Source organism: Vibrio sp. 1CM2L (assembly GCF_023161695.1).
Classification (GTDB): Bacteria; Pseudomonadota; Gammaproteobacteria; order Enterobacterales; family Vibrionaceae; genus Vibrio; species Vibrio coralliirubri.
This window is the reverse complement of sequence record NZ_JALNTT010000002.1, coordinates 665,067-690,770: the sequence shown is the minus strand read 5'-3', so window position 1 is coordinate 690,770 and position 25,704 is coordinate 665,067. Positions and strand designations below refer to the sequence as shown.

Here is a 25,704-nt window from a genome sequence, read left to right as displayed (position 1 = left end):
TGGTATGTTAACTGGGGAGGTAAATACCACTAAACTAGAGGAAGCTTCTCAATCTATAAAAGCGAGTACTTATACTGCGTCTGCCGCTTTCAGCTAAACCATCACAACCTCGGGAGTGTATCGAAGGCCTAACATCGTACACCCATCTTCTAAGTAACTGTCCGTAACCACGTCGAAACCGAATTTACCATAGTAGTCTTTAAGGTGTGCTTGTGCCGAAATAAAAATTGAGCAATCAGGATAAATCTTTCGAGTTGCATCAAAACTCACCTGCATGAGTTGGTTACCTATCTGTTTACCGCGATAGTCCTTTGTGACAATCACTCGTCCGATACATACATCGTTAGCGTCTGAATCGAGCAAGGGAAGAACATCGGTTGGATACCCAAGTTTCTGAGCCATAATTCGACTGTAAGCTACTAGGCGTTCGTTCTCATAGCCCATGACGTGATAAGTCTCCGGATGGTTATCTTTGCCATCCAAATCGCTGTAGGGCGTGTTCATATCGACGATAAAAATATCAACTCTTTGCTGCAAGAAATCATAGAGCTCTTGAACAGACAGATCCGCAAACTTTTTAACTCTCCACTCAATCATTATTCTTCTCCTTATTATTGTGGGCTACAACATAGAGAGTATTTAAAGTGACTTCATTAACCTTTGTTAATTGGACAATGTTACTGGTGAAAACGGCCACTTCAAAGCGACGCTCATTTCTCCTTGTCATTCATTTCATTCGGCTCATGTAATAGAAAGTTAAAATTGTTCGTTTTTTGGGGTTTACATCATTTGGTAATAAAGCCACTATGAATTCACGAAGAATAGACAAGTAAAGCTATTAGTCAGTCGGTTTAGGAATCAAACCTTCTGCTCAATAGCTGATTTAGAGGAAGTAATGGCAGGAAACAGTATCGGACAACATTTCCGCGTGACCACGTTCGGAGAAAGTCACGGTATCGCACTAGGATGTATCGTAGATGGGTGCCCACCAGGATTAGAAATTACCGAAGCAGACCTTCAAAGAGATTTGGATCGTCGTCGCCCTGGTACTTCTCGTTATACAACGGCTCGCCGTGAAGCGGATGAAGTGAAAATCTTATCAGGTGTATTTGAAGGCCAAACTACGGGCACTTCTATTGGTCTATTGATTGAAAATACAGACCAACGCTCTAAAGACTATTCCGAAATTAAAGACAAGTTCCGCCCTGGACACGCTGACTATACGTACCATCAAAAGTACGGTGTGCGTGATTACCGTGGTGGTGGTCGTTCTTCAGCTCGTGAAACTGCAATGCGTGTAGCGGCAGGTGCAATTGCGAAGAAATACCTAAAACAAGAATTTGGTGTTGAAATCCAAGCTTACCTTTCTCAAATGGGTGATATCTCAATTGATAAAGTGGATTGGAACGAGATTGAAAACAACGCTTTCTTCTGCCCAGATGCCGACAAAGTGCCGGAATTTGACCAACTGATTCGTGACTTGCTAAAAGAAGGCAACTCGATCGGTGCGAAGATTCAAGTGGTTGCGACTAAAGTGCCTGTAGGCCTTGGTGAGCCAATCTTTGATCGTCTCGATGCAGACATCGCGCACGCTCTAATGAGCATCAATGCGGTGAAAGGTGTTGAGATTGGTGATGGCTTTGATGTGGTTAATCAACGCGGTAGTGAACACCGTGACCCATTAACTCCGGAAGGTTTCAGCAGCAACCACGCTGGCGGTATCTTAGGTGGTATTTCTACTGGCCAAGATATTGTGGCAAGCATTGCGCTTAAACCAACATCAAGCATTACCGTTCCTGGTGACACGATCACTAAAGACGGTGAAGCAACGCAGCTAATCACTAAAGGTCGTCATGATCCATGTGTGGGTATCCGTGCTGTGCCGATCGCAGAAGCAATGTTAGCGATTGTATTGCTTGACCACTTGCTACGTCACCGTGGTCAAAACTTTGGTGTGACAACTGAAACGCCAAAAATCTAGTTCTGCTTCGTTTTATTCAGAACAGATTTGAAACTGTTTTGATAGAAACAAAAAAGGGTTGCTTCGTAATGAAGCAACCCTTTTTATATTGTGCGTAATTGAGAATATATTATCTAATGTACCGAGCTTTCCGGATCAAGCTGGAACGAAGGTAAACGCCACTTGAATCGCACGGCCGCCATGCGCAGCAAGTAACCAACCACAAGCGTAACAATCGTCGCGGTTACGTCGTTGATGCCAAGCTCAAGCAAACCTAGGTATAAACCTGAAGCGACAAGTGCGACAGACGCATACAGCTCTTCATGCAATACCAATGGTGTTTGACGACAGATAAGATCGCGCAGCAAACCACCAAAGACGCCAGTGACTAGCGCAGATACCATGCAGATCATAGGGTGAAGACCCATGGTCATCGCTACCTTAGTACCAATGATACTGAACACGATAAGCCCTAGTGCATCCAAACGAATGAATAGCCCTTTGAGCTTGATTACCCATTTAGCCAGTCCTGTAGTGATAACACCTGCGATACAGGTGATTGCCAGATACTGCGGGTTCTCAACCCAACCTAAAGGGTAATGGCCAAGTAGGATATCTCGTACTGTACCGCCGCCAATTGCCGTTGCACTGGCAACCAGCATTACACCAAACCAATCCATTTTTTGTTTGCCAGCACTGAGAGCGCCGGTCATGGCTTCTGCCGTGATGCCAATGATATACAAAACACTTAGTAGCATTGCTGTAGCTCTATAATATAGGTCTATAAATTGGAGTCTTATAGGCCTTAGGGATATAAAAATGAAGCGCGAGTGTAGTAGTAAAAACGCTTATTGACGAATGAATATTTGTACCGTGAATAGGCATTTCAGATTAGCTAAACTAATCATTCACCTCAAAGTAGTGTAATCTGGGATCTGCAATCGATTGTCACGGTAAAGTATTGGGGTCAACCCAATGCCATTGCTTGTGATAGGGCTTTACCGATCGCTGAAAAAAACGCAAAATGCCCCAGTTCTTTTTACTTAAATTTGATTTTATGACGCACCAATACTCAGACATCATCGATATTTTCAATCAAACCTTTTTCGAGAGCTACAATACCAAGCTCGAACTGGGTGCAGACGAGCCTATTTACCTGCCAGCCGACGAACAGATTTCTCATCACCGTATCGTTTTTGCTCGCGGCTTTTACGCGTCAGCCCTTCACGAAATAGCACACTGGTGTGTTGCTGGGCCTGAACGTCGTTTGTTGGAAGATTTTGGCTATTGGTATGAACCTGATGGTCGAACTGAGGTGGTTCAAGCTGAGTTTGAAAAAGTAGAAATTCGCCCACAAGCGTATGAATGGATCATTGCGATGAGTGCGGGCTTTCCTTTTAATGTCAGCTGTGACAATCTACACGGCGATTTTGAGCCAGATCGTTTGGCCTTTATGAATAAAGTACACAGTGAAGTCATGGGTATCTTTGAAGCTGGTCTTCCGCCTCGCGTGAAAATGCTCTCTGAAGCATTACGCAGCTTCTACGATGTAGAACCTTTATGTACTAGCCAATTTATTGTGAAATAAGAGAATATTATGATTATCGAATTTGAAGAAAAACTACTTGAAGTAATTGATGCTCGCATTGAAAACGCATCAGACGATGAACTGTTTGCTGGTGGTTACTTACGTGGTCATATTTCTCTTTCTGTGGCTTCATGTGAAGAAGAAGGCATTGAAGATGTGGCAGAAGTAAAAGCTCGTATTGAACAGAGCCTAGACGACGCTCGCTCTGAACTAACACCAGCAGACCGCACTATCGTTAATGACCTTTGGGTTGAGCTACAAAACCAAGCTTAATCTCGATATATTAATACTATCCGCTCAGTCCCTTCCTTTCCATTTTGCTGAGCGAACTGGTTTATTTGAGACTCGTTCGAAATTTTTGAATGAGTCCGTTCATTTCTTGTGATGGTTACATTTTCTTACTACGTTATTCTAATCCCACTTAACGGAATTACAGAAAAGGTCACATCATGAAAGTTATCGCATTTGGCGCAAGCACAAGTTCTACCTCAATCAACAAAACACTAGCAACTTACGCAGCAAACTTGATTGAAGGTGCTGAAGTTAAAGTCCTAGACATCAACGATTACAATGTTCCTATGTTCAGTGAAGACACTGAAAAAGAGATCGGCCAAGCTGAAGGCGCTCAAGCATTCTTACGCGACCTAGCTGAAGCTGATGCGTTTGTTATCTCGTTCGCAGAACACAATGGTCACTACCCAGCAGCGTATAAAAACCTATTTGATTGGGCGACACGCATTGAGCGTTCAGTATTTGGCGAGAAGCCGGCGGTTTACCTAGCGACTTCACCGGGCCCTGGCGGCGCACAAACGGTACTTGGCGCAGCAACAGGTTCTGCACCTTACTTCGGTGGCAACGTGCAAGCGTCAGTTTCAGTACCAAGCTTCTACGATAACTTTGATTTTGAATCTGGTTCTATCAGCAACGAAGAGATCGCTCTACAGATTAAAGACGCGGTTGCTAAGCTGTAAATACAGCTTCGTTTAGAGCATCAGTTTAGAGCAACACGAACAACAAAAAGCCCGAGGGACATAATGTCGCTCGGGCTTTTTAGCTTTTAACTTTTTAGTTTCAGATATTCAGAAATTTCAGATGTTCAGAATAGCTGGACTAGAAACTACGGGTTTGATTTAGAATGCTTGTCAGCAACCCATCCAGCCGTTAATGCCTTGCCTTTACGCAGTCTGCGTACCCACATTCGACTTGGGTGAATCGCCTCAAGCACATCAACAGGCAAGGGCAGCGGATCGCCACAGATCTGTGATGCTAATACTTCAGCCAATAATGGTGCAGAGCTCAAACCACGTGAGCCTAGCCCGATAAAGCAATAAAGGTTAGGGAAGCTTGTTACCGTCTGAACATCCTCAACCGAGTCACGCTGTGGGTTGAAGTTGTGGAGATCTTGATACTGTTCCTTAATGGCTTCAAAGTCACCAACGTTTCCGACAAACGGAAGGTGGTCACGGCTTACGCTTCGGATACCTTGGCGCGCTAAGTTGTCACTGGTGTCGACATCTTTTGTCCATGCTTGGTCTGGTAGCGACCCATGTAGGCGCTCGCCATTGTGCTGCTGAACCTCAATATCAAACTCTTGGTCGATATTAGTTTTGTCGTAGTTCGCACCAATACAGTGGTGACCATTGTTTGGGTTCTGTGGCGTCAGGTAGCCATCAAAGCACAATACGGTTTTTAGTTTACTGAGATTTTCCGTGGTCGGAATATGGCTCACTTGGCCTTTAACCGGAGTCAGTGGTACTGGCTGAGTTTGTTCAAACTGAGTGAACTTGTGTCCATTCGCGACAACCACTTGGTCGTGCTTGGTTTGAACCTCACCTTGAGGTGTCTCAATTGTCAGTAACCATTGCTGCTCTGCTTCTAACCATTCAAGTTGCGTTACTTGATGTTGATAGTGTGCGCTCACTTGGTTGCTCTCTTCTAACTTGCCAATCAAGCCTTGAGTAAGCTGAAGAGGGCTTAGCCAGCCGCCCAACGGAAAGTAAACACTCTCTTTATCGACCGGTAAGCCAATTTTTTCGTTGGCTTGCTCTGGTGATAAACGTTGAATTAGGTCGGTGTGGAAGTTGCCTTCCAACATGCGGTTGAGCTTTTTAGTGGAGCCTTGATCCCACATCAAAATGTTCACGCCACACCAGCTGTGATCAAATTGGACAGACTGAGCCGCTTGATTAATAAATTGACGAGCAAACAGTAAACCTGGGCCAAACACGCGAGACACGTTCGAGATCGCTTCACTCAACAACGGGTAAATCGCACCTTGGTTGTTACCTGAGGCATTGCCCGCAGCTTGTGGGTGTTCACAATAAAGGGTGATGTTTTTACCACGACGGCTTAGCGTTTTGGCTAATGCAGCACTGGCTACGCCACCACCAATGATCGCAATGTCTTGTGATTCACTGTGTTGAGAAAGGCCATACCAAGGTTTGATGTTGGTGTGAGCGTGCTTTTCGCCAAGTCGGCCGGCGATCATTTCTCGCTTAGTACCAAAGCCTTTGACCTTTTTCATTTCAAAGCCAGCTTCAATTAAGCCACGGCGAACAAAGCCAGCAGCGGTGAAAGTGGCGCAGCTACAATCTTGCTTAGCGAGCTTGGCCATACCGTTGAATAGGTTTTGATTCCACATCTCTGGGTTCTTGCTCGGAGCAAAACCATCTAAGAACCAAGCATCAACCAAACCTTCACGTGGGGTTGGTACGTTAGGCATGCAATCTTTAATATCGCCAAACCACAAATCAAGCGTGATTGCACCGTCGCCCAGCACAATGCGGTGACATTCAGGTAGAGCAATAGGGTAGTGTTCTTGGAGTTGCGTCGCATACTCGGCTAATTCTGGCCACGATTGGTGTGCTTTGATGAGATCCTCTTTATTTAAAGGATATTTTTCAAAACTGATGAAATGTAACTCTTTGGTCATCGCTTGTGGGTTATCTTTAAGAAAAGCATCGAACCATTGCCAAACTGCAAGAAAGTTTAAACCTGTGCCAAAGCCGGTTTCAGCAATCACAAAGCGGCGTTGTTCATGTTCAAGCCAACGCTCTGGAAGGTGGTTTTGCTTTAAAAAGACGTAGCGAGTTTCTTCTAAACCGTTAACATTGGAGAAGTAAACGTCGTCAAATTGGTCTGAAACTGGTGTGCCAGACTCATTCCATTCCAGTTCTGCATTAGTAATTGAAGTCATAAAATCTATCATTTTGTGATTTGAAGCGATATGTTGGTAGGGATTGTACGAATTTCTAGGAAAGCTGACCACTTTTGTTAGGCTTCTTAGTTATCATCTAGCTGAATTTAGAATTATAGGAATGTCACATGAAACGAGTCGTAATCACCGGTATGGGTATTGTTTCAAGTATCGGTAACAACGTCGAAGAAGTTTTAGCATCACTGAAAGAGGGTAAATCTGGTATTACCGCTTCAGAGCAGTTCAAGGAAAATGGCTTGCGCTCTCAAGTATGGGGTAACCTAAAAATGAACCCTGCTGACCATATCGATCGCAAAAAAATGCGCTTTATGGGTGATGCAGCGGCATTCGCTTATCTTTCAATGGAGCAAGCAATTGCTGATTCTGGTTTAACTGAAGATCAAGTATCTAATGACCGCACGGGTATCGTTGCGGGTTCAGGTGGTGCTTCATCTCTAAACCAAGTAAACGCGGTAGACATCATCCGTGAGAAAGGCGTGAAGCGCGTTGGTCCATACATGGTGCCACGTACAATGGCTTCTACGGTTTCTGCTTGTCTAGCAACTCCTTTCAAAATCCGTGGTGTGAACTACTCAATGAGCTCTGCATGTGCGACATCTGCACACTGTATTGGTCACGCAATGGAGCTTATCCAACTTGGTAAGCAAGACGTTGTATTCGCTGGTGGCGGTGAAGAACTGGATTGGTCTCTGACTATGATGTTCGACGCAATGGGCGCACTTTCTACTAAGTATAACGACACGCCAGAACTGGCTTCTCGTACCTACGATGCAGACCGTGATGGTTTCGTTATCTCTGGTGGCGGCGGCATGCTAGTTATCGAAGAACTTGAGCACGCTGTTGCTCGTGGCGCAAAAATTTACGGTGAAATCGTAGGCTACGGCGCAACTTCAGATGGCTACGATATGGTTGCTCCTTCTGGTGAAGGTGCGGTTCGTTGTATGAAGATGGCAATGCAAAACGTTGATGGCGTTGACTACGTGAACACTCACGGTACTTCAACTCCAGTTGGCGACGTGAAAGAGCTTGGTGCTATCCAAGAAGTGTTTGGTGGCAACAGCCCAGCAATTTCTGCAACTAAAGCGATGACAGGTCACGCTCTAGGTGCTGCTGGCGTACACGAAGCAATTTACTCAACGCTAATGCTAGACAACGGCTTTATCGCTCCAAGCATTAACGTTTCTAACCTAGACGAAGCTGCTGCTGGCCTAGACATCGTAACTGAAGCTCGTGATCAAGAGCTAACAACGGTTATGTCTAACAGCTTTGGTTTCGGCGGTACGAACGCAACGCTAGTAATCAAAAAGTACCAAGCTTAACTGAGGCTTGAGTTACAGAGACAAGGTTAATCGTTAAAGGGTTGCGCTAGTGCAGATTCAACACGCACAGGTCACCCAGTAATAATGACCATCAGAACAAAGTTTTTAGACGTAGGTTGGTAAACGTGTTTTTTAAACATAGTTTTTAAATCTGGGTTTAGAAATTGAAAGGTTTCCAGAGCTTGACCAGTACTGACCTTGGTTAGTACTGGTTGAACAGACGCAAGACTCTGTCTCCTGGAGAGCGAGATAGGATCCTTTTGTTCTGGATGTTTGCCCGATTGTTTATTCAATCGGGCATTTTTCGTTTTAGCCGTTTGATATTTGGGTATGGAATCTTATGCCTGTTGTTTGTGCAGACTCAGTGATTCAGCCCTTTATTTATAATGTATTCCAATTGCTACTCGACACCGTGTGTGGAATTTTGCACAATCATTTCAATTCACATTTAGGTCGATAGACCCCAACAAAAGTACTCGCCAAATGAAAATCTTAATCGACGAAAATATGCCTTACGCTGAAGCGCTTTTTAGCCAGCTAGGGGAAGTGACAATGAAGTCTGGTCGCACATTAACAGCTGACGACCTAGTTGACGTAGACGCATTGATGATTCGCTCTGTTACCAAGGTAAACGAGTCATTGATCAGCAAAGCCAATAAGCTGAAGTTTGTCGGTACTGCGACGGCTGGTATGGATCATGTTGACCAAGAGTTGATGAAAGAGCGTGGCATCTTCTTTACTGCGGCGCCTGGCTGTAACAAGGTGGGTGTTGCTGAGTACGCGTTTAGTGCGATGATGGTGCTTGCGCAGCAACAAGGCTTCTCTGTTTTTGATAAAACGGTTGGTATTATCGGCTGTGGTCAAGTGGGCAGTTACTTAGCGAAGTGCCTAGAAGGCATTGGTATTAAAGTTCTGCTGAACGACCCTCTAAAACAGCAAGAGGGTGATACTCGCGAATTTACTGAGCTAGAGACTCTGCTTGAGCAATCAGACGTTATTACATTGCATACACCGATCACTAAGACGGGGGAGTTTCCAACGCATCACTTGATCAATGAGCAAGTGCTGAACAACTTACGTGCTGACCAAATCCTGATTAATGCAGCTCGAGGTCCTGTGGTTGATAACCAAGCGCTAAAAGCTCGCCTGCAAAAAGCCGATGGTTTTACTGCAGTGCTTGATGTGTTTGAGTTTGAACCTGAAGTCGACTTTGAGCTTCTTCCACTTCTTGCTTTTGCAACGCCTCACGTAGCGGGCTACGGTTTAGAGGGTAAAGCGCGTGGTACCACGATGATCTTCAACAGTTATTGTGAGTTTTTAGGTACTGAACAGCGTGCGTATGCAAGCGACTTATTGCCGACAGCGCCTGTACCTCAAATGAAATTAGATAGAGCTTGGGATGAAGCAACACTGCACAATTTGACTCAGTTGATCTATGATGTGCGCAAAGACGACGCCTTATTCCGTCGCAATATCGCTACGCCGGGTTCTTTTGACAAGATGCGTAAAGAATATTGGGACCGCAGAGAGTACAGTGCAGTCGAGTTAACGGGCGACGAATCTTGTAATTTAACGCCGTTATCTAAACTCGGTTTTATGGTAAAACCAACTTTATAAAAGAGAGAAACAATGAGCCAAGAATTTAATATTGCTATTTTAGGTGCGACTGGTGCGGTTGGTGAAACCATTCTTGAAGTACTTAAAGAGCGTAAATTCCCTGTCGGTGAAATGCACTTACTAGCAAGTGAACGTAGTGAAGGCAAAACTTCCCGTTTTAACGGCAAAACAATACAAGTACAAAACGTAGAAGACTTCGATTGGTCTCAAGTACATATTGCGTTTTTCTCTGCAGGTAGCGAGCTTTCAGAGCGTTGGGCTCCAATTGCGGCTGATGAAGGTGTTGTTGTTATCGATAACACATCACGCTTCCGTTACGAATACGATGTTCCTCTGGTTGTGCCTGAAGTGAACCCTGAAGCAATTGCTGAGTTCCGTAACCGTAACATCATCGCGAACCCTAACTGCTCGACTATCCAAATGGTAGTTGCTCTGAAACCAATTCACGATGAAGTGGGCCTTGAGCGTATTAACGTTTCAACTTACCAATCTGTGTCTGGTGCGGGTAAGCCAGGTATCGATGAGCTAGCGGGTCAAACGGCTAAGCTTCTTAACGGTATGCCAGCTGAAAACTCAGCGTTCTCACAGCAGATCGCTTTCAACTGTATTCCTCAAATCGATGAATTTACCGAGAACGGCTACACGCGTGAAGAGATGAAGATGGTTTGGGAAACTCAAAAAATCTTTGCTGACTCTTCAATCACAGTGAACCCGACTTGTGTTCGTGTACCAGTATTCTACGGTCACGCAGAATCTCTACACATTGAAACTCGCGCACCAATCGCTGCAGAGCAAGTGGTACAGCTTCTAGAGAACACAGAAGGTGTTGAAGTATTCCAAGCGCTAGACTTCCCAACTCAAGTTCGTGATGCAGGTGGTAAAGACCACGTAATGGTTGGTCGTATTCGTAATGACATCAGCCATCACAGCGGCGTGAACATGTGGGTTGTCGCTGATAACGTTCGTAAAGGCGCAGCAACAAACGCAGTTCAAATCGCTGAAGTTTTGATTCGCGATTACTTCTAAGCTTTATTGCTTTGATAAACAAGCCTCACTCTTTAGTGGGGCTTTTTTAATCGATTAAAAATATTGTTAGTCAAATTGTGTGAAATTGCTGCGAATATTGTTGCTGCAACACATTTTTTGTTTTCATCTCTATAGTTTTACGTCATTTATCCGATATATTTAATAGATCATCACTTTTCCGAATTTAAGCACCTAGCTGAGCCTTTTATGTTTCAAATTTTCAAGCCGTGGTTAATGCCTTTTGCCTTTATCATTGCGACTCAGATTTCCGTTGTTCGTGCAGATTCCATTCGAGTTGTAGGGCCTAATGGCCAGATACAATCAGCGCCTACGTTTTCAGAACCTCTTCAAAGAGCGCAATCGAATAGCGCTGAGCCTTCACGTTTCTATGGTCCAACTCGCGGCTCAGAAACATTGTGGTCTATTGCCTCAAAGTTACGCCCTGATAACTCCGTTTCAGTCCAACAAACTCTGTTGGCTATTTATCGCTTAAACCCACAAGCGTTTGAAAACCAGAATATCCATAGCCTGCTGCCTGCCAGTAATTTACGTGTACCTTCTTTAGAGCAAGCACGTGCAAGCTCGACGCAGCAAGCTATCAACATCATGAACTCACATCTTGCTAAGCTTGATGCTCCTGCAAGTAAGCCTGTCGCTTCAAAACCCAAAGCGTCGAGTTCTGATGCAAAAAATGTTGCTCCTGTTAAACAAGTAAGCACTGCTGAAGTCGCTAAAAAGCCATTGTCTCCAACTCAATCATCTCTAGCTCCATCTGCTCCAACTCAAGAGATGAACAAGTTAGAGAAGCAGCTAGAGCTTTCAGAAACTGAATTACTGTCACTTGAAGAGAAAAACCACCAACTTCGTTTGATGTTATCGAATGTTCAATCGGAAGTGGATGAGCTAAAAACTGAGCTCAGCGATGAAGATCGCATTCGTAGCGAAGTGGAAAAACTGCTTGATGAAGAGCGCAGAAAGAACGCCGAAATTGAAAAAATGGCACCAAGTGCCATGGACGAACTGTTATCGAATGGTTGGTTAGTAGCGGCTCTGGCGATTATCCCAGGCCTGCTAATTGGTTTGATCGTTGTGATGCTGTTAGGCCGTCGTTCTAAAAATGATGAGCAACAGCAAACTGCTCAAGAGCAACCGATTCAGCCAGAACCAAGCACCGTTGCGCCTATTACATTGGGCGACGAGATGGATGACCTTAACGAGCTGTCTTTAGACGATGACTTGTTTGGTACGGAAGATGACGCCAACAAGTTGTTTGACGATCAAGCGCTAGCTGAGGAAGACGATGTCTTTGCCGGCTTAGATGAATCTGATCTCGATTTTAATCTAGATGGTGAAGACGATGACCCGTTCGCCAGCATTGGCGAAAACGGTGATTTAGACACCAACTTCGACGATCTAGATTTAGACAGCAGCAACGGCATTAGTGTTAATGGTGAAGAGAAAGCGCTTGGCCTTGAAGAGATGGAGCGTGCGCTAGACAAAACAGCGGAAAGTGCCGTCGATACTGATGATGTCGACTTCGACCTTTCTGATGATAACGCAATGTCTGCGGATGACATTGAAGCTTTACTATCTCAAGAGTCTGAAACTGAAGATCTCGGTTCCAACGAGCTAGACCAATCTTTATTAGATGATCTGTTTGCTCTTGATGACGAAGATGATGATAGCTTCGATATTGATGCTCTGATTTCGGAAGAGCAAAGTGATTCGCCTTCTAGCACTGAAACACCAGCAAGCGATGATTTTGACATCGATGCGCTTATCTCTGAGCAACAAAGTGAGACCAAGCCTGCTGATTTGAGTAATGACGACTTTGATATTGATGCTCTAATCTCTGAACAACAGTCCCCTGAGCCTGAGCCTGAGCCTGCGTCACCAACAGCGAATGATGATATTGATGACATCTTTGCCCAAGTTGCCGCTCAGAACGATCAAGCGAATGACCCTTTCAACCTCGATAGCGACGATGAGATTGCCACTAACCTAAACAATGGTTTGGCGTCTGACGATGATATCGAAAACATTCTGTCTCAGTTCGATAAGCCAATCGTAGATGAAGAACCTCAAGACAGCGTTGACCTGCTTGATGAGCAACTGGCAGGCGATGACGTAGACCTAAGTAACTCGACAGACCTTCTTGATGAGATGCTAGGGGACGATTCGGATGATGAGTCTGAAAGCGAACCTCTTGGCTTTGATTCTCTGTCTGAGCTTGAAGAGCTTTCTGGTTTATCGACCGATGATGACCTCAACATCGCAGAAGACAGCACGGAAACCTTGGATGAATTAATAGGTGACTCTGACGACGATGATTTCGAACTCGACGCCGAAAGTACCGACTTATTGGATGATTTCCTTGATAGTGAATTATCGGATGGTGCGCTTTCAGCGGACCAAGCCGATTCACCAAAATCTGAATCTTTAGACCCGTTTGATGATTTACTGACAAGTGGTATCGAAGACGAGCTTGAATCAGAAGAGCAGACGTTTGATAAAGAGCTAGATGCTGCCTTTGGTTCTGATAAAGCCAGCGACGACCTTATCAAGGATTCAGATGTTGAACATACTCAATTAACGTCAGAGCCTTCTGAAGCCGAGCCTGAGCAAATAACGGACATTAGTGAAACTCCACAACCTGAACTTGTTGGTGATGCTTCATTAGACTCGGAAGTGACTCAAGAAAGTACTGACATTAAGCCAGAAAATGATGAAGCCTTTAATCGTGATGGTTTTATCGATGATTTGTTCGGTGTCGCACCAGCAACGGATGCTTTGCTTGATGACTCGCTAGAAACAACAGATGAAGCATTGATTGATGAGTTAATGACTTCTGATGACAATGATTTGTTGCCAGCAATAGAAGAGCCTGTTGAACCATCAATTGACAATACGGTTGAACCAGAGCAAGCGCCTCTTTCAAACAGCAACGAAGTATCAGCGCAAGAAATCGCATCATCGGTGGAAGATGATGAATTGGATATCGACTCGCTGTTATCTGAGAATTCTGATTTTGATAAACCAGATTTTGAAGAGCGAGTTCAAGAAGAAACCGCACAACAAGAACCAGAGCCGAAAGAAGCCGACGTCCAAGAACAGCTCGAAGACATTGCTGCTAACTTTGAAGAACAAGCTTCGCCATCCTCTTTAAATGATATATCTGAAGATGATGAAGAAACGGTTGAAGACTGGTTAGCTGAAGCCATCGACGATGTAGAGTCGCCAGCGAACGTTACCTCTGATTTTGACTTTGAACCGAAAATCCAAGGTAGCGATCAGCTTGAAGATGTCGTTGAATCCTTGCCAGAGCCAGAGCCAGAGCCAGAGCCAGAGCCAGAGCCAGAGCCAGAGCCAGAGCCAGTTCGAGCTGCAAATATGCCAGAGATCATTCCGAATGAATTTGGTGTGCCAGAAGACGATGATTGGTTGATTGAAGATGAGGCGTCTGAACCAGAAGCATTAGCGGAAACTGACGTAACACCAGATCTAGTGACACCAGTCGCTGAACCTCAGTTAGATGCTGAACCGCAAGTTGAAGCGACACCACAAGCGGAAGTAGCAGAACAAGCTGAAGTTCTAGGACAAGAAGGCGAAGAAGAATTCTCGTTTGATGACTTTGAATTGCCAGAGTTTAGTGAAGAAGACGCACTAGCGGAAGCCGATGCTGAATCAACACCAGAACCAGTAACGCCAGCTATTGATGCTCAACCAAGTGTTGAACCTCAAACTGAAGCCCAAGTTAAAGCTCAGGGGCAAGACGACGAAGAGTTTTCGTTTGATGATTTCGAGTTACCAGAGTTTGGTGAAGAAGACGCACTAGCGGAAGCTGATGCTGAATCAACACCTGAACCAATAACGCCAGCTATTGATGCTCAACCAAGTGTTGAATCACAACCTACCGCTGAGCCTCAGCTAGATGCCGCACCACAGGCTGATACTGCGCAACCAGAAAGCGAAGAAGAGTTCTCATTCGATGACTTCGAACTTCCAGAGTTTGGTGAAGACGATGCGTTAGCGGAAGTGGTGAGTGAACCAGATGAAGCGCAGCTAGAGCAAGACTTAGCGCCTGACACCGAGAAGTTCGAGTTCGATGACCTTGATCTTCCTGAGTACGATGAAGAAAGCGCAAAAGCGGACTCTGTTTTAGATGATATTGAGCAAAGCAATGCTGAGCCGGTAGCGGAAGACCAAGGCGTAGAGTTTGATGAGTTTGATTTACCGGAATACGGTGAAGACGAAGCCATCTCCGATGCGTTTGCAGAGAAGCCAACACCACTGACCTCTTTCAGCCCACAAGGCGAAGAGCAAGATGCGTTGCATGATTTGTTCTCAAATCCTCAGAGCTACAGTCAGGCTGATGATTTCTCGAATGCACAAGACTCTGAGCCGGCTGGTTTTGCACAGCCAGAACAATCACTGAGCGCGGCTTCAGAACCAAACTCAACGCCTACAGCGGTTCAAGATGAGCCACTAGAAGGCTTTGATGACTTTGATGAGACAGCATTAGCTGAGTTGCTTTCTGAAGATGTTCAAGACTCTGTCGACAACATGTTCGATAAGCCATTGGACGCAACTTCGATTGATAGCGCAGGGCTGGATATTGACGCCATGCTTGAAGTTGGTGGCGAAGACTGGAAAGGCTTTAACCTAGCACCAGAGCAACAATCGAGCATGCATAATGATGTGCCTGATGACCAACAAGAGATTTGGGCATCGGCTGAGCAGCAAGCTGAACCGAAAATCAAAGAAGAGAATTGGGCTCAACAAGACAACCTAACTGAATCAGGCAACAGTCGTGATAAGCAGTATATGACGATTGATGAACTGATGGCTCAAGTCGAGCAAGAAGGTGAAGAGGTCATTAATCCAGACGATGAAGAGCTTAAACTGGATGTGGGTCTAAACGAATTCCCTGATGTTATCGGTGATATTGGCAATTATGATGTCGACAGCAATGCAGAAGCTGCAGGTAAGCTTGATTTGGCCAAAATCTACATCGAGATGAGTGACTCGCAAGGGGCAATTAAGCTTCTAGAAGAGGCAATCGTTGACGGCAGCGATGATATTCGTCGAGAGGCAAAAAATCTTATCGATACGCTAAACGGTCGATAAATTAACAAATCAGAAAGGGTAGCGTTGGCTACCCTTTATTTTAAGGCGATACAGAGCACTATTGTTTGATTTGGTTTTTCAAAAGCACCGTATCAGTCGACGCTGATTGTTTATTGAAGTTTTAGCCCCATCCTATTTGGGCTAGCACTGATTTCCGTATATACTTCTCGCCCATTTTCAAAGAGAACAAGAACATGAAAATTGCTTTAGGTATTGAATATAACGGTACCCACTACTTTGGTTGGCAGCGCCAACGAGACGTGAAAAGTGTCCAAGAAGAATTGGAAAAGGCTCTTTCAGTTGTCGCGAATCACCCTGTAGAAGTTATGTGCGCAGGTCGTACAGATGCCGGTGTTCACGGTACGGGACAAGTCGTTCACTTTGAAACTAATGTTGATCGTAAAATGGTGGCATGGACAATGGGCGCGAATGCTAACATGCCAAAAGATATTGCGGTTCGTTGGGCGACAGAAGTGAATGAGGATTTCCATGCTCGTTTTTCTGCGACTGCCCGCCGTTATCGCTACATTATCTTTAACCATGCACTACGCCCAGGCATTTTGAATTCAGGCGTGAGCCATTATCATGGTCACCTTGATGAGAAAAAAATGCATGAAGCGGGTCAGTACTTACTTGGTGAGAATGACTTCACTTCGTTTAGGGCAACACATTGTCAATCTCGTAGCCCATGGAGAAACATGATTCACTTGAACGTGACTCGTCATGGACACTACATTGTGATCGATATTAAAGCGAATGCGTTTGTTCACCACATGGTGAGGAATATTACTGGTAGCCTTATTGCTGTAGGTAAAGGGGAGCAGAAACCAGAGTGGATCCAGTGGCTTTTAGAAGCTAAAGATCGAAAAGTAGCCGGCGCAACTGCAAAAGCGGAAGGTTTGTATCTGGTGGATGTTGATTATCCTGAACATTTTGAGCTACCACGAGAGCCAATTGGCCCTCTATTTTTACCGGATTATTTGAACTAAATGTGAGACTTAGGTTCAAAAATTATTACGGTTTAGTGCGTAAGATAGTCCCAGAAAATAGGTACAACCAGTTTTTTATCTACAGTCGCTGTTTTATGTGCTTTAATTCCCACGCATAATTCCCAAATTTATTTCTTTCGCAATCAAGCGGAAGAATCGAAACAAAAAGGTCTTCCATGAGTTGGCTTGAAAAGATTTTAGAAAAAAGCAACATCGTAACATCTCGTAAAGCGTCTATCCCTGAGGGTGTTTGGACTAAATGTACTTCTTGTGAGCAGGTTCTGTACCATGCTGAACTAGAGCGTAACCTAGAAGTATGTCCAAAATGTGACCATCACATGCGCATGAAAGCACGTCGCCGTCTGGATACATTCTTAGACAAAGGTGAGCGTGTTGAACTAGGTGCTGATCTTGAGCCACAAGACAAGCTGAAGTTTAAAGACTCTAAGCGTTACAAAGAGCGTATCTCTGCTGCTCAAAAGAACAGTGGTGAAACAGACGCATTAGTTGCAATGAAAGGCGAACTACTGGGTTTACCTATCGTAGCGTGTGCTTTTGAATTCTCATTCATGGGCGGCTCAATGGGTTCTGTTGTTGGTGCTCGTTTCGTGAAAGCGGTAGATGCTGCTATCGAGAACAACTGTGGTTTAGTGTGTTTCTCTGCAAGTGGTGGTGCTCGTATGCAAGAGGCATTGATGTCTCTAATGCAAATGGCGAAAACCAGTGCTGCGCTTGAGCGTTTATCTGCGAAAGGCCTACCGTTTGTTTCAGTCATGACTGATCCAACAATGGGTGGTGTTTCTGCAAGTTTGGCAATGCTTGGCGATATCAACATTGGTGAGCCAAAAGCACTGATCGGTTTTGCTGGACGTCGTGTAATCGAACAAACGGTACGTGAAGACCTTCCTGAAGGTTTCCAACGCAGTGAGTTCCTACTAGACCACGGTGCTATCGACATGATCGTTGACCGTCGTGAGATGCGTCAGCGTGTTGCAAGCCTTGTTGCTAAAATGACCAACCAGCCTTCACCATTAGTAGTTTCTGTGAACGATTCACCGAATGAAGCTACTTATGAAGTACCAGAAGCGCCAGAAAAAGGGTAAAGTACCTTCTAACAAACCAACTTTATTATGGTTATGAGTTAGATGAGTCAACAACCTATTCCTCAAGCCACATCCTCTTTGGAGATGTGGCTTGATTATTTATCAAACATCCACACAAGCGCTATTGATCTTGGATTAGACCGAGTTCAGGCCGTCGCCTCTAAGGCAAACCTCACCAAACCTGCTCAACATGTTATTACTGTTGCCGGAACCAATGGCAAAGGCTCAACATGTGCACTGATGGAAGCGATTCTATTGGACGCTGGTTACTCAGTTGGTGTCTACAGCTCTCCTCACTTAATTCGCTATAACGAACGTGTTCGTATCAACGGCCAAGATCTATCTGATGAAAAGATGGTTCAGTCTTTCGATTTCATTGAGAAAGAGTGTGGCGAAATCAGCCTGAGCTTTTTCGAATATGGCACTTTAGCGGCGTTACGCGCATTTCAAACTGAAGCGGTTGATGTTGTGCTTTTAGAAGTGGGTTTAGGCGGGCGTTTAGACGCGACCAATATCGTTGAGCATGATGTTTCTGTGATTACTAGTTTGGCTGTCGACCATGTTGACTGGCTAGGTGATGACATCAATGTGATTGGCTTTGAGAAAGCGGGCATTTATCGTAGTGGTAAACCCGCTATCTGTGGTCAACCCAAGCCACCGGCTACGGTTGCGGCGCACGCTGATGACATTAAGGCTGAGTTCTACCAAGTCGGTATTCAATACACTTATGATGTTGACGGTGATACGTGGAACTGGCGCAGTGGTGCATTCCAACTAGAATCGCTGCCTATTCCAAGCCTGCCGTTACCTAACGCTGCAACAGCGTTGATGGCATTGGGCACATCAGAGCTTAGTATTAGCGACGTGAACGTGGTTAACGGCATGAAGAATGCTCAGCTTCCAGGTCGTATGCAGCAAATTAGCGATCAACCCGTGATTGTGCTTGATGTGGCGCATAACCCGCATTCTGCTGAATACTTTGCGCAGCAAGTTACGAAGAAGTATGCAGGTAAAAATTTACACGTTGTAGTCGCGATGCTTCATGACAAAGATATCCCAGCGACATTGGAAGTATTAGCGCCAATCGCAACTCATTGGTATCCAGCTTCATTGCAAGGGCCACGCGCAGCGACAGCCGCTGAATTGTGTCAAAGCCTACCTCAAGGCGTAGAGCAGCATTCAAACCCTGTCACAGCGTTTGAAGCGGCTTTAGCTTCTGTTAAAGGTGACGATGTTGTGTTGGTTGTCGGTTCTTTCCATACCGTGGGTGAAGTGTTGGAGCATTGGCAGAAAAAAGGAAACTAAATGGCAAGTAAATTCCAAAGCCGATTAGTCGGCACCATCATTTTAGTGGCCATTGGCGTGATTGTATTACCCGATGTGCTAGATGGTAAGAAGCTCCACTATAAAGAAGAGTTTGCAAGCATTCCCATTAAGCCTGAGCTTGATAGTAATGTTGAAGTGTTTGAAGTGCTCGATCCCGTTGAAGATCAGATAGCGCTACCGGATTCTCCGGTTGAGCAAGTGGTTGAAAGTGGTCGTACTGATAATTCAAACACGCAAACTGCGTCTTCTTCTAATGATAAAGAAGCAGACAAAGTGGCAGTTGTGGTTAAGCCAGTACCGGAAAAAAATGAATACCAAGACAGTGCTTGGATTATTCAATTGATGGCTTTGAAGAATGCTGACAATGCAAAAAACGTTGTTAAGGATCTGCAAAAGCGTGGTTATCAGGCTCACACCAAGCAAGAAAAAACTTTTACGCGAGTAATTATTGGCCCGGATGTCTCTAAATCCAAACTTGAGCGACAAATTAGGGAATTAGAAAAAATTACGGGTTCAAAAGGCCAATTGCTCAAATTTAAACCGTTAAATCCATAAGAAAACGTTTGCGTCAGCATTTTTTCTGTTAAAATGCGCGCCAACTTAAGATGAAGAATTCATGAATTGGTTAGATTTTGTCATTTTAGGCGTGATCGGCTTCTCTGCCGTGATCAGTTTAGTTCGTGGTTTCGCTAAAGAAGCCTTGTCACTCGTTATTTGGTTTGGAGCATTTTTTATTGCTAGCCAGTACTACGCTAAATTAGCGATGTACTTCACCAATATCGAAGATGAGATGTTTCGAAACGGAACTGCGATAGCAGCATTGTTTGTTGCAACGTTAGTTGTGGGTGCCTTAGTTAACTATGTCATCGGTCAACTAGTTCAGAAAACAGGCCTGTCAGGTACAGACAGAATCCTCGGTGTCGTCTTTGGTGGCTTACGTGGTGTTTTGATTGTTTCTGCAGTGTTGTTTTTCATGGATGCGTTTACTGCATTCCCAAGTTCTGAGTGGTGGAAGAATTCGCAATTGGTTCCGGAATTTAGTCGAATCATTGCGCCGTTCTTCGAGCATTTACAAGCAACATCTAGTTTCTTATCTGGCGCGCTCTAGCGCCAGTTAATGTCGAAAAATCGAGGATTAGGACATGTGTGGTATTGTTGGAATCGTGGGTTCAACACCTGTAAACCAGTCTATTTATGACGCTTTAACGGTATTGCAGCATCGTGGCCAAGATGCCGCTGGTATTTGTACCATAGAAAGCAATCGTTTCCGTCTGCGTAAGGCGAACGGTTTAGTAAAAGATGTTTTTGAAGCAAAACACATGCAGCGCCTACAAGGTGAAGTTGGTATTGGCCATGTTCGTTATCCTACTGCGGGTAGTTCAAGTGCGTCTGAAGCTCAGCCTTTCTACGTAAACTCTCCTTTTGGCATTACGTTAGCGCACAACGGTAACCTGACGAACGCAAACGAAGTTCGTGAGAAGTTGTTCGAAAAAGACCGTCGTCATGTAAACACAACCTCTGACTCTGAAGTTCTACTGAACGTATTAGCTCATGAGATCGATACCGTTAAAGGTAACGTAACTTCAGATGACGTTTTCCGCGCTGTGGCAAACGTGCACCGTACAATTCGTGGTGCTTACGCCGTAACTGCGATGATCATCGGCCACGGTATGATCGCATTCCGTGACCCACATGGTATTCGTCCATTGTGTCTTGGTAAGCGTGAAGTTCAAGGTAAAACAGAGTACATGGTTGCGTCTGAATCGGTAGCTCTCGATGCTGTTGGTTTTGACTTCATGCGCGACGTAGCACCAGGTGAAGCTATCTACGCAACGTTCGACGGTGAGCTTTTCACTAAGCAATGCGCAGATAATCCTCAACTAAACCCATGTATCTTTGAGTTTGTATACTTTGCACGCCCAGATTCATTCATCGACAAAATCTCGGTTTACAGCGCACGCGTTGAGATGGGTGAGATGCTTGGTAAGCGTATTAAAGAAGAGTACGCAGACTTAGACATTGATGTGGTTATTCCAATCCCTGAAACATCAAACGATATTGCGCTACGAATCGCTCAAGCGATCAATAAGCCATACCGTCAAGGTTTCGTGAAAAACCGCTATGTTGGCCGCACGTTCATCATGCCTGGTCAGCAACAGCGTAAGAAGTCGGTTCGCCGTAAGCTCAACGCAATTCGCTCTGAGTTTAAAGGTAAGAACGTTCTTCTGGTTGACGATTCTATCGTTCGCGGCACAACATCAGAGCAGATCATTGAGATGGCTCGTGATTCTGGCGCAAACAAGGTCTTCATGGTTTCAGCGGCTCCAGAGGTTCGCTTCCCTAACGTTTACGGCATTGATATGCCGAGCGCGACAGAGCTGATTGCTCATGGTCGTGATAACGAAACGATTTGTAAGCAGATTGGCGCAGACGCATTGATTTTCCAAACGCTACCAGATCTGATTTCTGCAGTGGGCATGGGCAATCAAGACATCTCTCGTTTCGATACTTCTGTATTTAACGGCGAGTATGTGACTGGCGATATCGACCAAGCGTACCTAGATTTCCTAGACTCTTTGCGTAATGACGACTCAAAGATTCAGCGTGAGATTCAACAAGATCTTGCTAACTTAGAGTTACACAACGAAGGCGCTTAGTTAGCGTTTCGTTAGTGATAAAGAGTTTTTGCTAGCAATGATTCAGTATTGCTAGCGATACAGAAAATAAAAAACCAGAGCATCGGCTCTGGTTTTTTTGTTTATAGAGAAGGGGATTGACCTTAATGAATGTGGTATGCGATCACAAAATCAATAAACAATCTCACTTTTTCTGGTAGATGGTCTTTGTGATTATAAAGCATGTAAATATCACGAGGGTTAGCGCTCCAGTCTTCTAAGACTTGCACTAAGCTGCCATCTTCAATGTATTCACGAATCATCACGTCAGGCATTAGGGTGATACCTAGGCCTTCTGAGCACGCTTGTCTCACGACATTAAGCGCATTGGCGTTGAAACGGCCTTTCTCGCTATTCACCACCGTCTCTTCATTCGAATTACTCAGCTGCCATTTAATCAGCGGGTAGCCTTTGAGTAGCGAATGGTTCGCTAGCTCTTCAGCATGGCTTGGAGCTGGGTTCTTCGCTAAGTACTCAGGGCTCGCGATAAGAATATCTTTGACTTCACTGATTTTTCGAGCGATTAGGCTTGAATCACGTTGTGGACCGACTCGGAAAATTACGTCCCACTCAGTTGGATCCAGCTGATCCGCTTGGTTGTTCATCATCAGCTCAATATTGATATCAGGGTATTGAGTCATGAATTCACTGAACATTGGCATCATCATGCGCTTGGTCAGGTTTGAGGGTGCCGTAATACGAATCTTACCGGAAGCGCCTTTGCACACGTCAGTTAACTCTTCTGCAGTAGAAGAGAGACGTTGCAATAGCGGAGAGCATTCATTGAAGAAACGTTCGCCTGCCTCTGTTAAAGAAAGTTTACGCGCGTGTCTATTGAGAAGCCTAAGGTTCAAAGAATCTTCTAAGGCTTGGATGCGTCGTGTGATGGTCGCAACCGGAATCATAGTCTTGCGCGATGTTGCGGTGTAGCTCCCATTTTCAACGACGAGTCGAAAGAGGTTTAAATCATCTAATTTCATAAATCCAGACACATTTGTTTACAATCTCATCTAATTTATACGTAACAGTGAGATCAATGTTTGCGTTACGTCAACTCGTTGCACTATTTACAAGTATTCCAACCCTCGTCACGAATTACCAGTAAAGAGTGCAAATTTGTGTATTTAGCATTTTATTACTAAGTTTTATATTAGTTCTTAGAACAGATAACAATAATAATTCGACTTAGTTTTGTGAGGTTATAGATTATGTACAAAACTCACAGTCAGCCAGTAATGACCTCGGCTCAGGAAGTAATTAACCAAAAATGCGTGATGTTGGTTGATGATGATCCTATTTTTCGCCGTATAACCAGCGCGTACCTAGACAAGGTCGGTTATAAAGTGGTTGAGGCTGAAAATGGACTGGACGCTTTGCAGAAACTTAGAGACTCAGCGCCAGATTTAATTGTGTGTGACTTATCAATGCCAATACTTGATGGCATCGAGCTTGTGGAAGAGCTCAGTTTAGAGTACCCGTCACTGCCTATGATCGTTGTGTCCGGCACTGATGATATGTCTGATGTGGCGAAAGCCTTGCGATTTGGTATTAAAGACTTCTTAGCGAAACCGTTAGAGGATCACCGTCACCTAGGAAGTGCGATTGCGAATACATTGACAGATTCGTTCGATAACATTTCAGACCAACGAGATTTTTCGAGCCAGTGGTTCTGTGTGGATGACGGGGGAGAGATCCCTGAAGACCAAGAACTGCATTGGCACCTGAATTATCTTCAAGATAACCCCAGCGCAGCAAAAGACTTACTGCATGCGCTGCTTCCAGAGAAAGATACGCGACAAGGCTCATGGCGTTGCAGTTACCGTTTACTGCAATCAACAGAGATGATGCCACTTGTGTTTGATTATGCGTGGATGATGAACGGGCAGTTTGCTTTTTATCTCGTCGATTCATCGTCTTCTGAGAATGGCGGCTCTGCGACAACATTGTTGGTGAGAGCACTGTTCCACGATTACATAAGAAACAGAAAAGATTTTAATGTTGATCTCAAAGATATTGCTGAGATTCTAGAGAAGGGGATTCGTTGCTCTAAATGCTCCACCCCAGTGAATGCCTTGTTTGGTGTTGCTGACCTTGCCGAGGGAACCATCTCCATTTTGCCTGCGGGTTTAGACGGGCAATGGTCGAATGGTGAATTGAATCAATATATTGCAGCAGGTGAGCGCTTGGGCGAGAACTGCAAGAAGAACTTTATTACACGGGACCTTCCGATCGAACAGGGCTGCCAACTTTCGTTGAGCCTACTTGGATCGGCAAGTTTTAGTTTAGACATACACCAAGGGTCTACTGATTAACCCTATATTTCCTCGGTTTTTGTGAATAATTGATTAAGGTATAGTTGCGCAAATGGTGTAGCTATGCCTTTTTTGTTAAATGTCGATTTAGCAAAGCGGGTTTGGTTCGCCGGATACTTACCTTTACTAACAAAAACAAGAAGCAATCATGGCAGATAACAAAGACTTTCAAGACCCGTTTAATGTATTCTACTTTTTAGGATTTTTAGCCGCATTTTTAATGATTCCATTGCTACCAGCAACGCTTACGTTGATCCGTGTATTCAATGGTTACGCAACATTCTAGTTAAGCTGTCGTCGCCGGTTGGTGACAGCTAACTCAAGGAGGCCACAATTAGCGTTCGAGTTTTAAGCCTCAATATTGCTGGTGGCCTTTGTATATTTCTCGCAGTTCTAGGGATAGTTTTGCCCGTTCTGCCAACTACTCCTTTTCTCCTTCTTGCCAGCGCATGCTTCATGCGAAGCAATCCGAAAGTCCATAAATGGATGCATGAGCACAAAACGCTGGGTCCTTTGTTGACCAATTGGTATCAACACGGTGCCGTCACCAAACAAGTTAAAACGCGTGGCGTATTCTTTATCTTGTTGAGTTTCGCGTTATCCATCTACTTTGCCCCTATCATTTGGGTCAAGGCTTTCCTAATTTGTGTACTTGTTATTCTTCTCACATGGTTTATGCGACTTCCAACCCATGAGTTGGTTGCTGACAGCAAAGAAAATCACTACCATTAAGCCAGTGTGCCTGCTTGTATAGCGGGCGTTTATTATTTCAGCAATCAGAGTTATGACTCTCGTTGCAATGAATACCAATCGTACCTTTCCTTAATTCCGAGCGTTGATGTTTGATTCGTTAACGAGAGTTTGGAAAGCGGCCTAATGAAGTGCATAAGATTATGAACACAGAAAAAATCTCTCTGATCAAAGCAAGCATCAAAAGCATTCCTGATTACCCTAAAGCGGGTATTTTGTTCCGTGACGTAACAAGCTTGATGGAAGACCCAGCAGCTTATAAAGCGACTATCGACCTGCTAGCGGAAACATACAAGGACATGGGCTTTACTAAGATCGTTGGTACTGAAGCTCGTGGTTTCCTATTTGGTGCGCCTTTGGCACTTGAGCTAGGTGTTGGCTTCATTCCTGTTCGTAAGCCGGGCAAGCTGCCTCGTCAAACTGTGGCACAATCTTATGAGCTTGAGTACGGCACCGACACTCTAGAAATCCATACTGATGCTATCGTTGAAGGCGATAAAGTGTTGATGGTTGATGACTTGCTAGCAACGGGCGGTACGATTGAAGCAACAACAAAGTTGATTCGTCAGCTTGGTGGTGTGGTAGAACACGCTGCATTTGTTATTAACCTTCCAGAAATCGGTGGTGACAAGCGCTTACAAGGCTTAGGTCTAGAAGTGTTTAGCATCTGCGAATTCGACGGTCACTAATCCTTT

The 25,704-nt window shown here is 44.7% G+C and carries 22 protein-coding genes; 18 read left to right on the top strand and 4 right to left on the bottom strand.

The annotated features are described in order from the left end of the window. Positions 1 to 93: 93 nt before the first annotated feature. Positions 94 to 597, bottom strand: a complete 504-nt coding sequence (locus MSG34_RS08145; protein WP_248336976.1) for a GNAT family N-acetyltransferase — start codon at positions 595 to 597, stop codon at positions 94 to 96. A 298-nt stretch (positions 598 to 895) separates the two neighbouring features. On the opposite strand from MSG34_RS08145, the gene aroC reads away from it, so the two are divergent. Then, the gene (gene aroC / locus MSG34_RS08140; protein ID WP_004734182.1) at positions 896 to 1,981 is read left to right on the top strand and encodes a chorismate synthase; all 1,086 of its coding nucleotides are present in this window, start codon (positions 896 to 898) and stop codon (positions 1,979 to 1,981) included. Positions 1,982 to 2,094: 113 nt separating this feature from the next. Here aroC and MSG34_RS08135 read toward each other — a convergent pair whose 3' ends face one another. Next, positions 2,095 to 2,718 carry a trimeric intracellular cation channel family protein gene (locus MSG34_RS08135; RefSeq protein ID WP_004734183.1) on the bottom strand — a complete coding sequence of 208 codons (624 nt, stop codon included), beginning with the start codon at positions 2,716 to 2,718 and terminating at the stop codon, positions 2,095 to 2,097. A gap of 299 nt (positions 2,719 to 3,017) precedes the next feature. On the opposite strand from MSG34_RS08135, the gene MSG34_RS08130 reads away from it, so the two are divergent. From MSG34_RS08130 to MSG34_RS08120, 3 genes are all read left to right on the top strand, one after another. Next, positions 3,018 to 3,548, top strand: a complete 531-nt coding sequence (locus MSG34_RS08130; RefSeq protein ID WP_248336974.1) for an elongation factor P hydroxylase — start codon at positions 3,018 to 3,020, stop codon at positions 3,546 to 3,548. A 9-nt stretch (positions 3,549 to 3,557) separates the two neighbouring features. Beyond that, positions 3,558 to 3,821 carry a YfcL family protein gene (locus MSG34_RS08125; protein WP_017063425.1) on the top strand — a complete coding sequence of 88 codons (264 nt, stop codon included), beginning with the start codon at positions 3,558 to 3,560 and terminating at the stop codon, positions 3,819 to 3,821. Between the two features lie 176 nt (positions 3,822 to 3,997). Then, a complete protein-coding gene (locus MSG34_RS08120; RefSeq protein WP_017070306.1) occupies positions 3,998 to 4,519 on the top strand; it encodes an NADPH-dependent FMN reductase in 522 nt (173 codons plus the stop codon). Between the two features lie 146 nt (positions 4,520 to 4,665). Here MSG34_RS08120 and mnmC read toward each other — a convergent pair whose 3' ends face one another. Next, positions 4,666 to 6,744: a bifunctional tRNA (5-methylaminomethyl-2-thiouridine)(34)-methyltransferase MnmD/FAD-dependent 5-carboxymethylaminomethyl-2-thiouridine(34) oxidoreductase MnmC gene (gene mnmC / locus MSG34_RS08115; protein ID WP_248336972.1), complete on the bottom strand. Its 2,079-nt coding sequence runs from the start codon at positions 6,742 to 6,744 to the stop codon at positions 4,666 to 4,668. A gap of 128 nt (positions 6,745 to 6,872) precedes the next feature. Here mnmC and fabB point away from each other — a divergent pair, with 128 nt between their 5' ends. From fabB to purF, 10 genes are all read left to right on the top strand, one after another. Then, the gene (gene fabB / locus MSG34_RS08110) at positions 6,873 to 8,084 is read left to right on the top strand and encodes a beta-ketoacyl-ACP synthase I (protein WP_017062353.1); all 1,212 of its coding nucleotides are present in this window, start codon (positions 6,873 to 6,875) and stop codon (positions 8,082 to 8,084) included. A 483-nt stretch (positions 8,085 to 8,567) separates the two neighbouring features. Next, complete coding sequence (locus tag MSG34_RS08105) at positions 8,568 to 9,701, top strand: 4-phosphoerythronate dehydrogenase (protein WP_048611503.1); 1,134 nt, start codon at positions 8,568 to 8,570, stop codon at positions 9,699 to 9,701. 12 nt (positions 9,702 to 9,713) lie between these two features. Further along, positions 9,714 to 10,727, top strand: a complete 1,014-nt coding sequence (locus MSG34_RS08100; protein ID WP_048615089.1) for an aspartate-semialdehyde dehydrogenase — start codon at positions 9,714 to 9,716, stop codon at positions 10,725 to 10,727. A 207-nt stretch (positions 10,728 to 10,934) separates the two neighbouring features. After that, positions 10,935 to 15,854: a FimV/HubP family polar landmark protein gene (locus tag MSG34_RS08095; RefSeq protein ID WP_248336971.1), complete on the top strand. Its 4,920-nt coding sequence runs from the start codon at positions 10,935 to 10,937 to the stop codon at positions 15,852 to 15,854. A gap of 194 nt (positions 15,855 to 16,048) precedes the next feature. Continuing rightward, entirely contained in the window at positions 16,049 to 16,843 is a 795-nt protein-coding gene (truA, locus tag MSG34_RS08090) for a tRNA pseudouridine(38-40) synthase TruA (protein WP_248336969.1), read from the top strand. 176 nt (positions 16,844 to 17,019) lie between these two features. Further along, positions 17,020 to 17,946: an acetyl-CoA carboxylase, carboxyltransferase subunit beta gene (gene accD / locus MSG34_RS08085; protein ID WP_017062348.1), complete on the top strand. Its 927-nt coding sequence runs from the start codon at positions 17,020 to 17,022 to the stop codon at positions 17,944 to 17,946. Positions 17,947 to 17,988: 42 nt separating this feature from the next. Further along, positions 17,989 to 19,251: a bifunctional tetrahydrofolate synthase/dihydrofolate synthase gene (folC, locus tag MSG34_RS08080; protein WP_248336967.1), complete on the top strand. Its 1,263-nt coding sequence runs from the start codon at positions 17,989 to 17,991 to the stop codon at positions 19,249 to 19,251. Next, entirely contained in the window at positions 19,252 to 19,827 is a 576-nt protein-coding gene (locus tag MSG34_RS08075) for an SPOR domain-containing protein (protein ID WP_248336965.1), read from the top strand. It begins immediately after the preceding gene. A 61-nt stretch (positions 19,828 to 19,888) separates the two neighbouring features. Then, the gene (locus MSG34_RS08070) at positions 19,889 to 20,380 is read left to right on the top strand and encodes a CvpA family protein (RefSeq protein ID WP_009848678.1); all 492 of its coding nucleotides are present in this window, start codon (positions 19,889 to 19,891) and stop codon (positions 20,378 to 20,380) included. A 34-nt stretch (positions 20,381 to 20,414) separates the two neighbouring features. Then, positions 20,415 to 21,929: an amidophosphoribosyltransferase gene (gene purF / locus MSG34_RS08065; RefSeq protein ID WP_248336963.1), complete on the top strand. Its 1,515-nt coding sequence runs from the start codon at positions 20,415 to 20,417 to the stop codon at positions 21,927 to 21,929. A gap of 122 nt (positions 21,930 to 22,051) precedes the next feature. Here the strand turns inward: purF and MSG34_RS08060 are convergent, their stop codons facing one another. Continuing rightward, positions 22,052 to 22,927 carry a LysR family transcriptional regulator gene (locus MSG34_RS08060; protein ID WP_017067604.1) on the bottom strand — a complete coding sequence of 292 codons (876 nt, stop codon included), beginning with the start codon at positions 22,925 to 22,927 and terminating at the stop codon, positions 22,052 to 22,054. 228 nt (positions 22,928 to 23,155) lie between these two features. Here MSG34_RS08060 and MSG34_RS08055 point away from each other — a divergent pair, with 228 nt between their 5' ends. The 4 genes from MSG34_RS08055 (at position 23,156) to apt (ending at position 25,698) form a co-directional block, all read left to right on the top strand. Further along, positions 23,156 to 24,259: a response regulator gene (locus tag MSG34_RS08055; RefSeq protein WP_248336961.1), complete on the top strand. Its 1,104-nt coding sequence runs from the start codon at positions 23,156 to 23,158 to the stop codon at positions 24,257 to 24,259. A gap of 148 nt (positions 24,260 to 24,407) precedes the next feature. Beyond that, complete coding sequence (locus MSG34_RS08050; protein ID WP_017067606.1) at positions 24,408 to 24,545, top strand: hypothetical protein; 138 nt, start codon at positions 24,408 to 24,410, stop codon at positions 24,543 to 24,545. 74 nt (positions 24,546 to 24,619) lie between these two features. Beyond that, a complete protein-coding gene (locus MSG34_RS08045) occupies positions 24,620 to 24,991 on the top strand; it encodes a YbaN family protein (protein WP_248337243.1) in 372 nt (123 codons plus the stop codon). A gap of 161 nt (positions 24,992 to 25,152) precedes the next feature. Further along, entirely contained in the window at positions 25,153 to 25,698 is a 546-nt protein-coding gene (gene apt, locus MSG34_RS08040; RefSeq protein ID WP_017101994.1) for an adenine phosphoribosyltransferase, read from the top strand. The last annotated feature ends 6 nt before the right edge of the window (positions 25,699 to 25,704 follow it).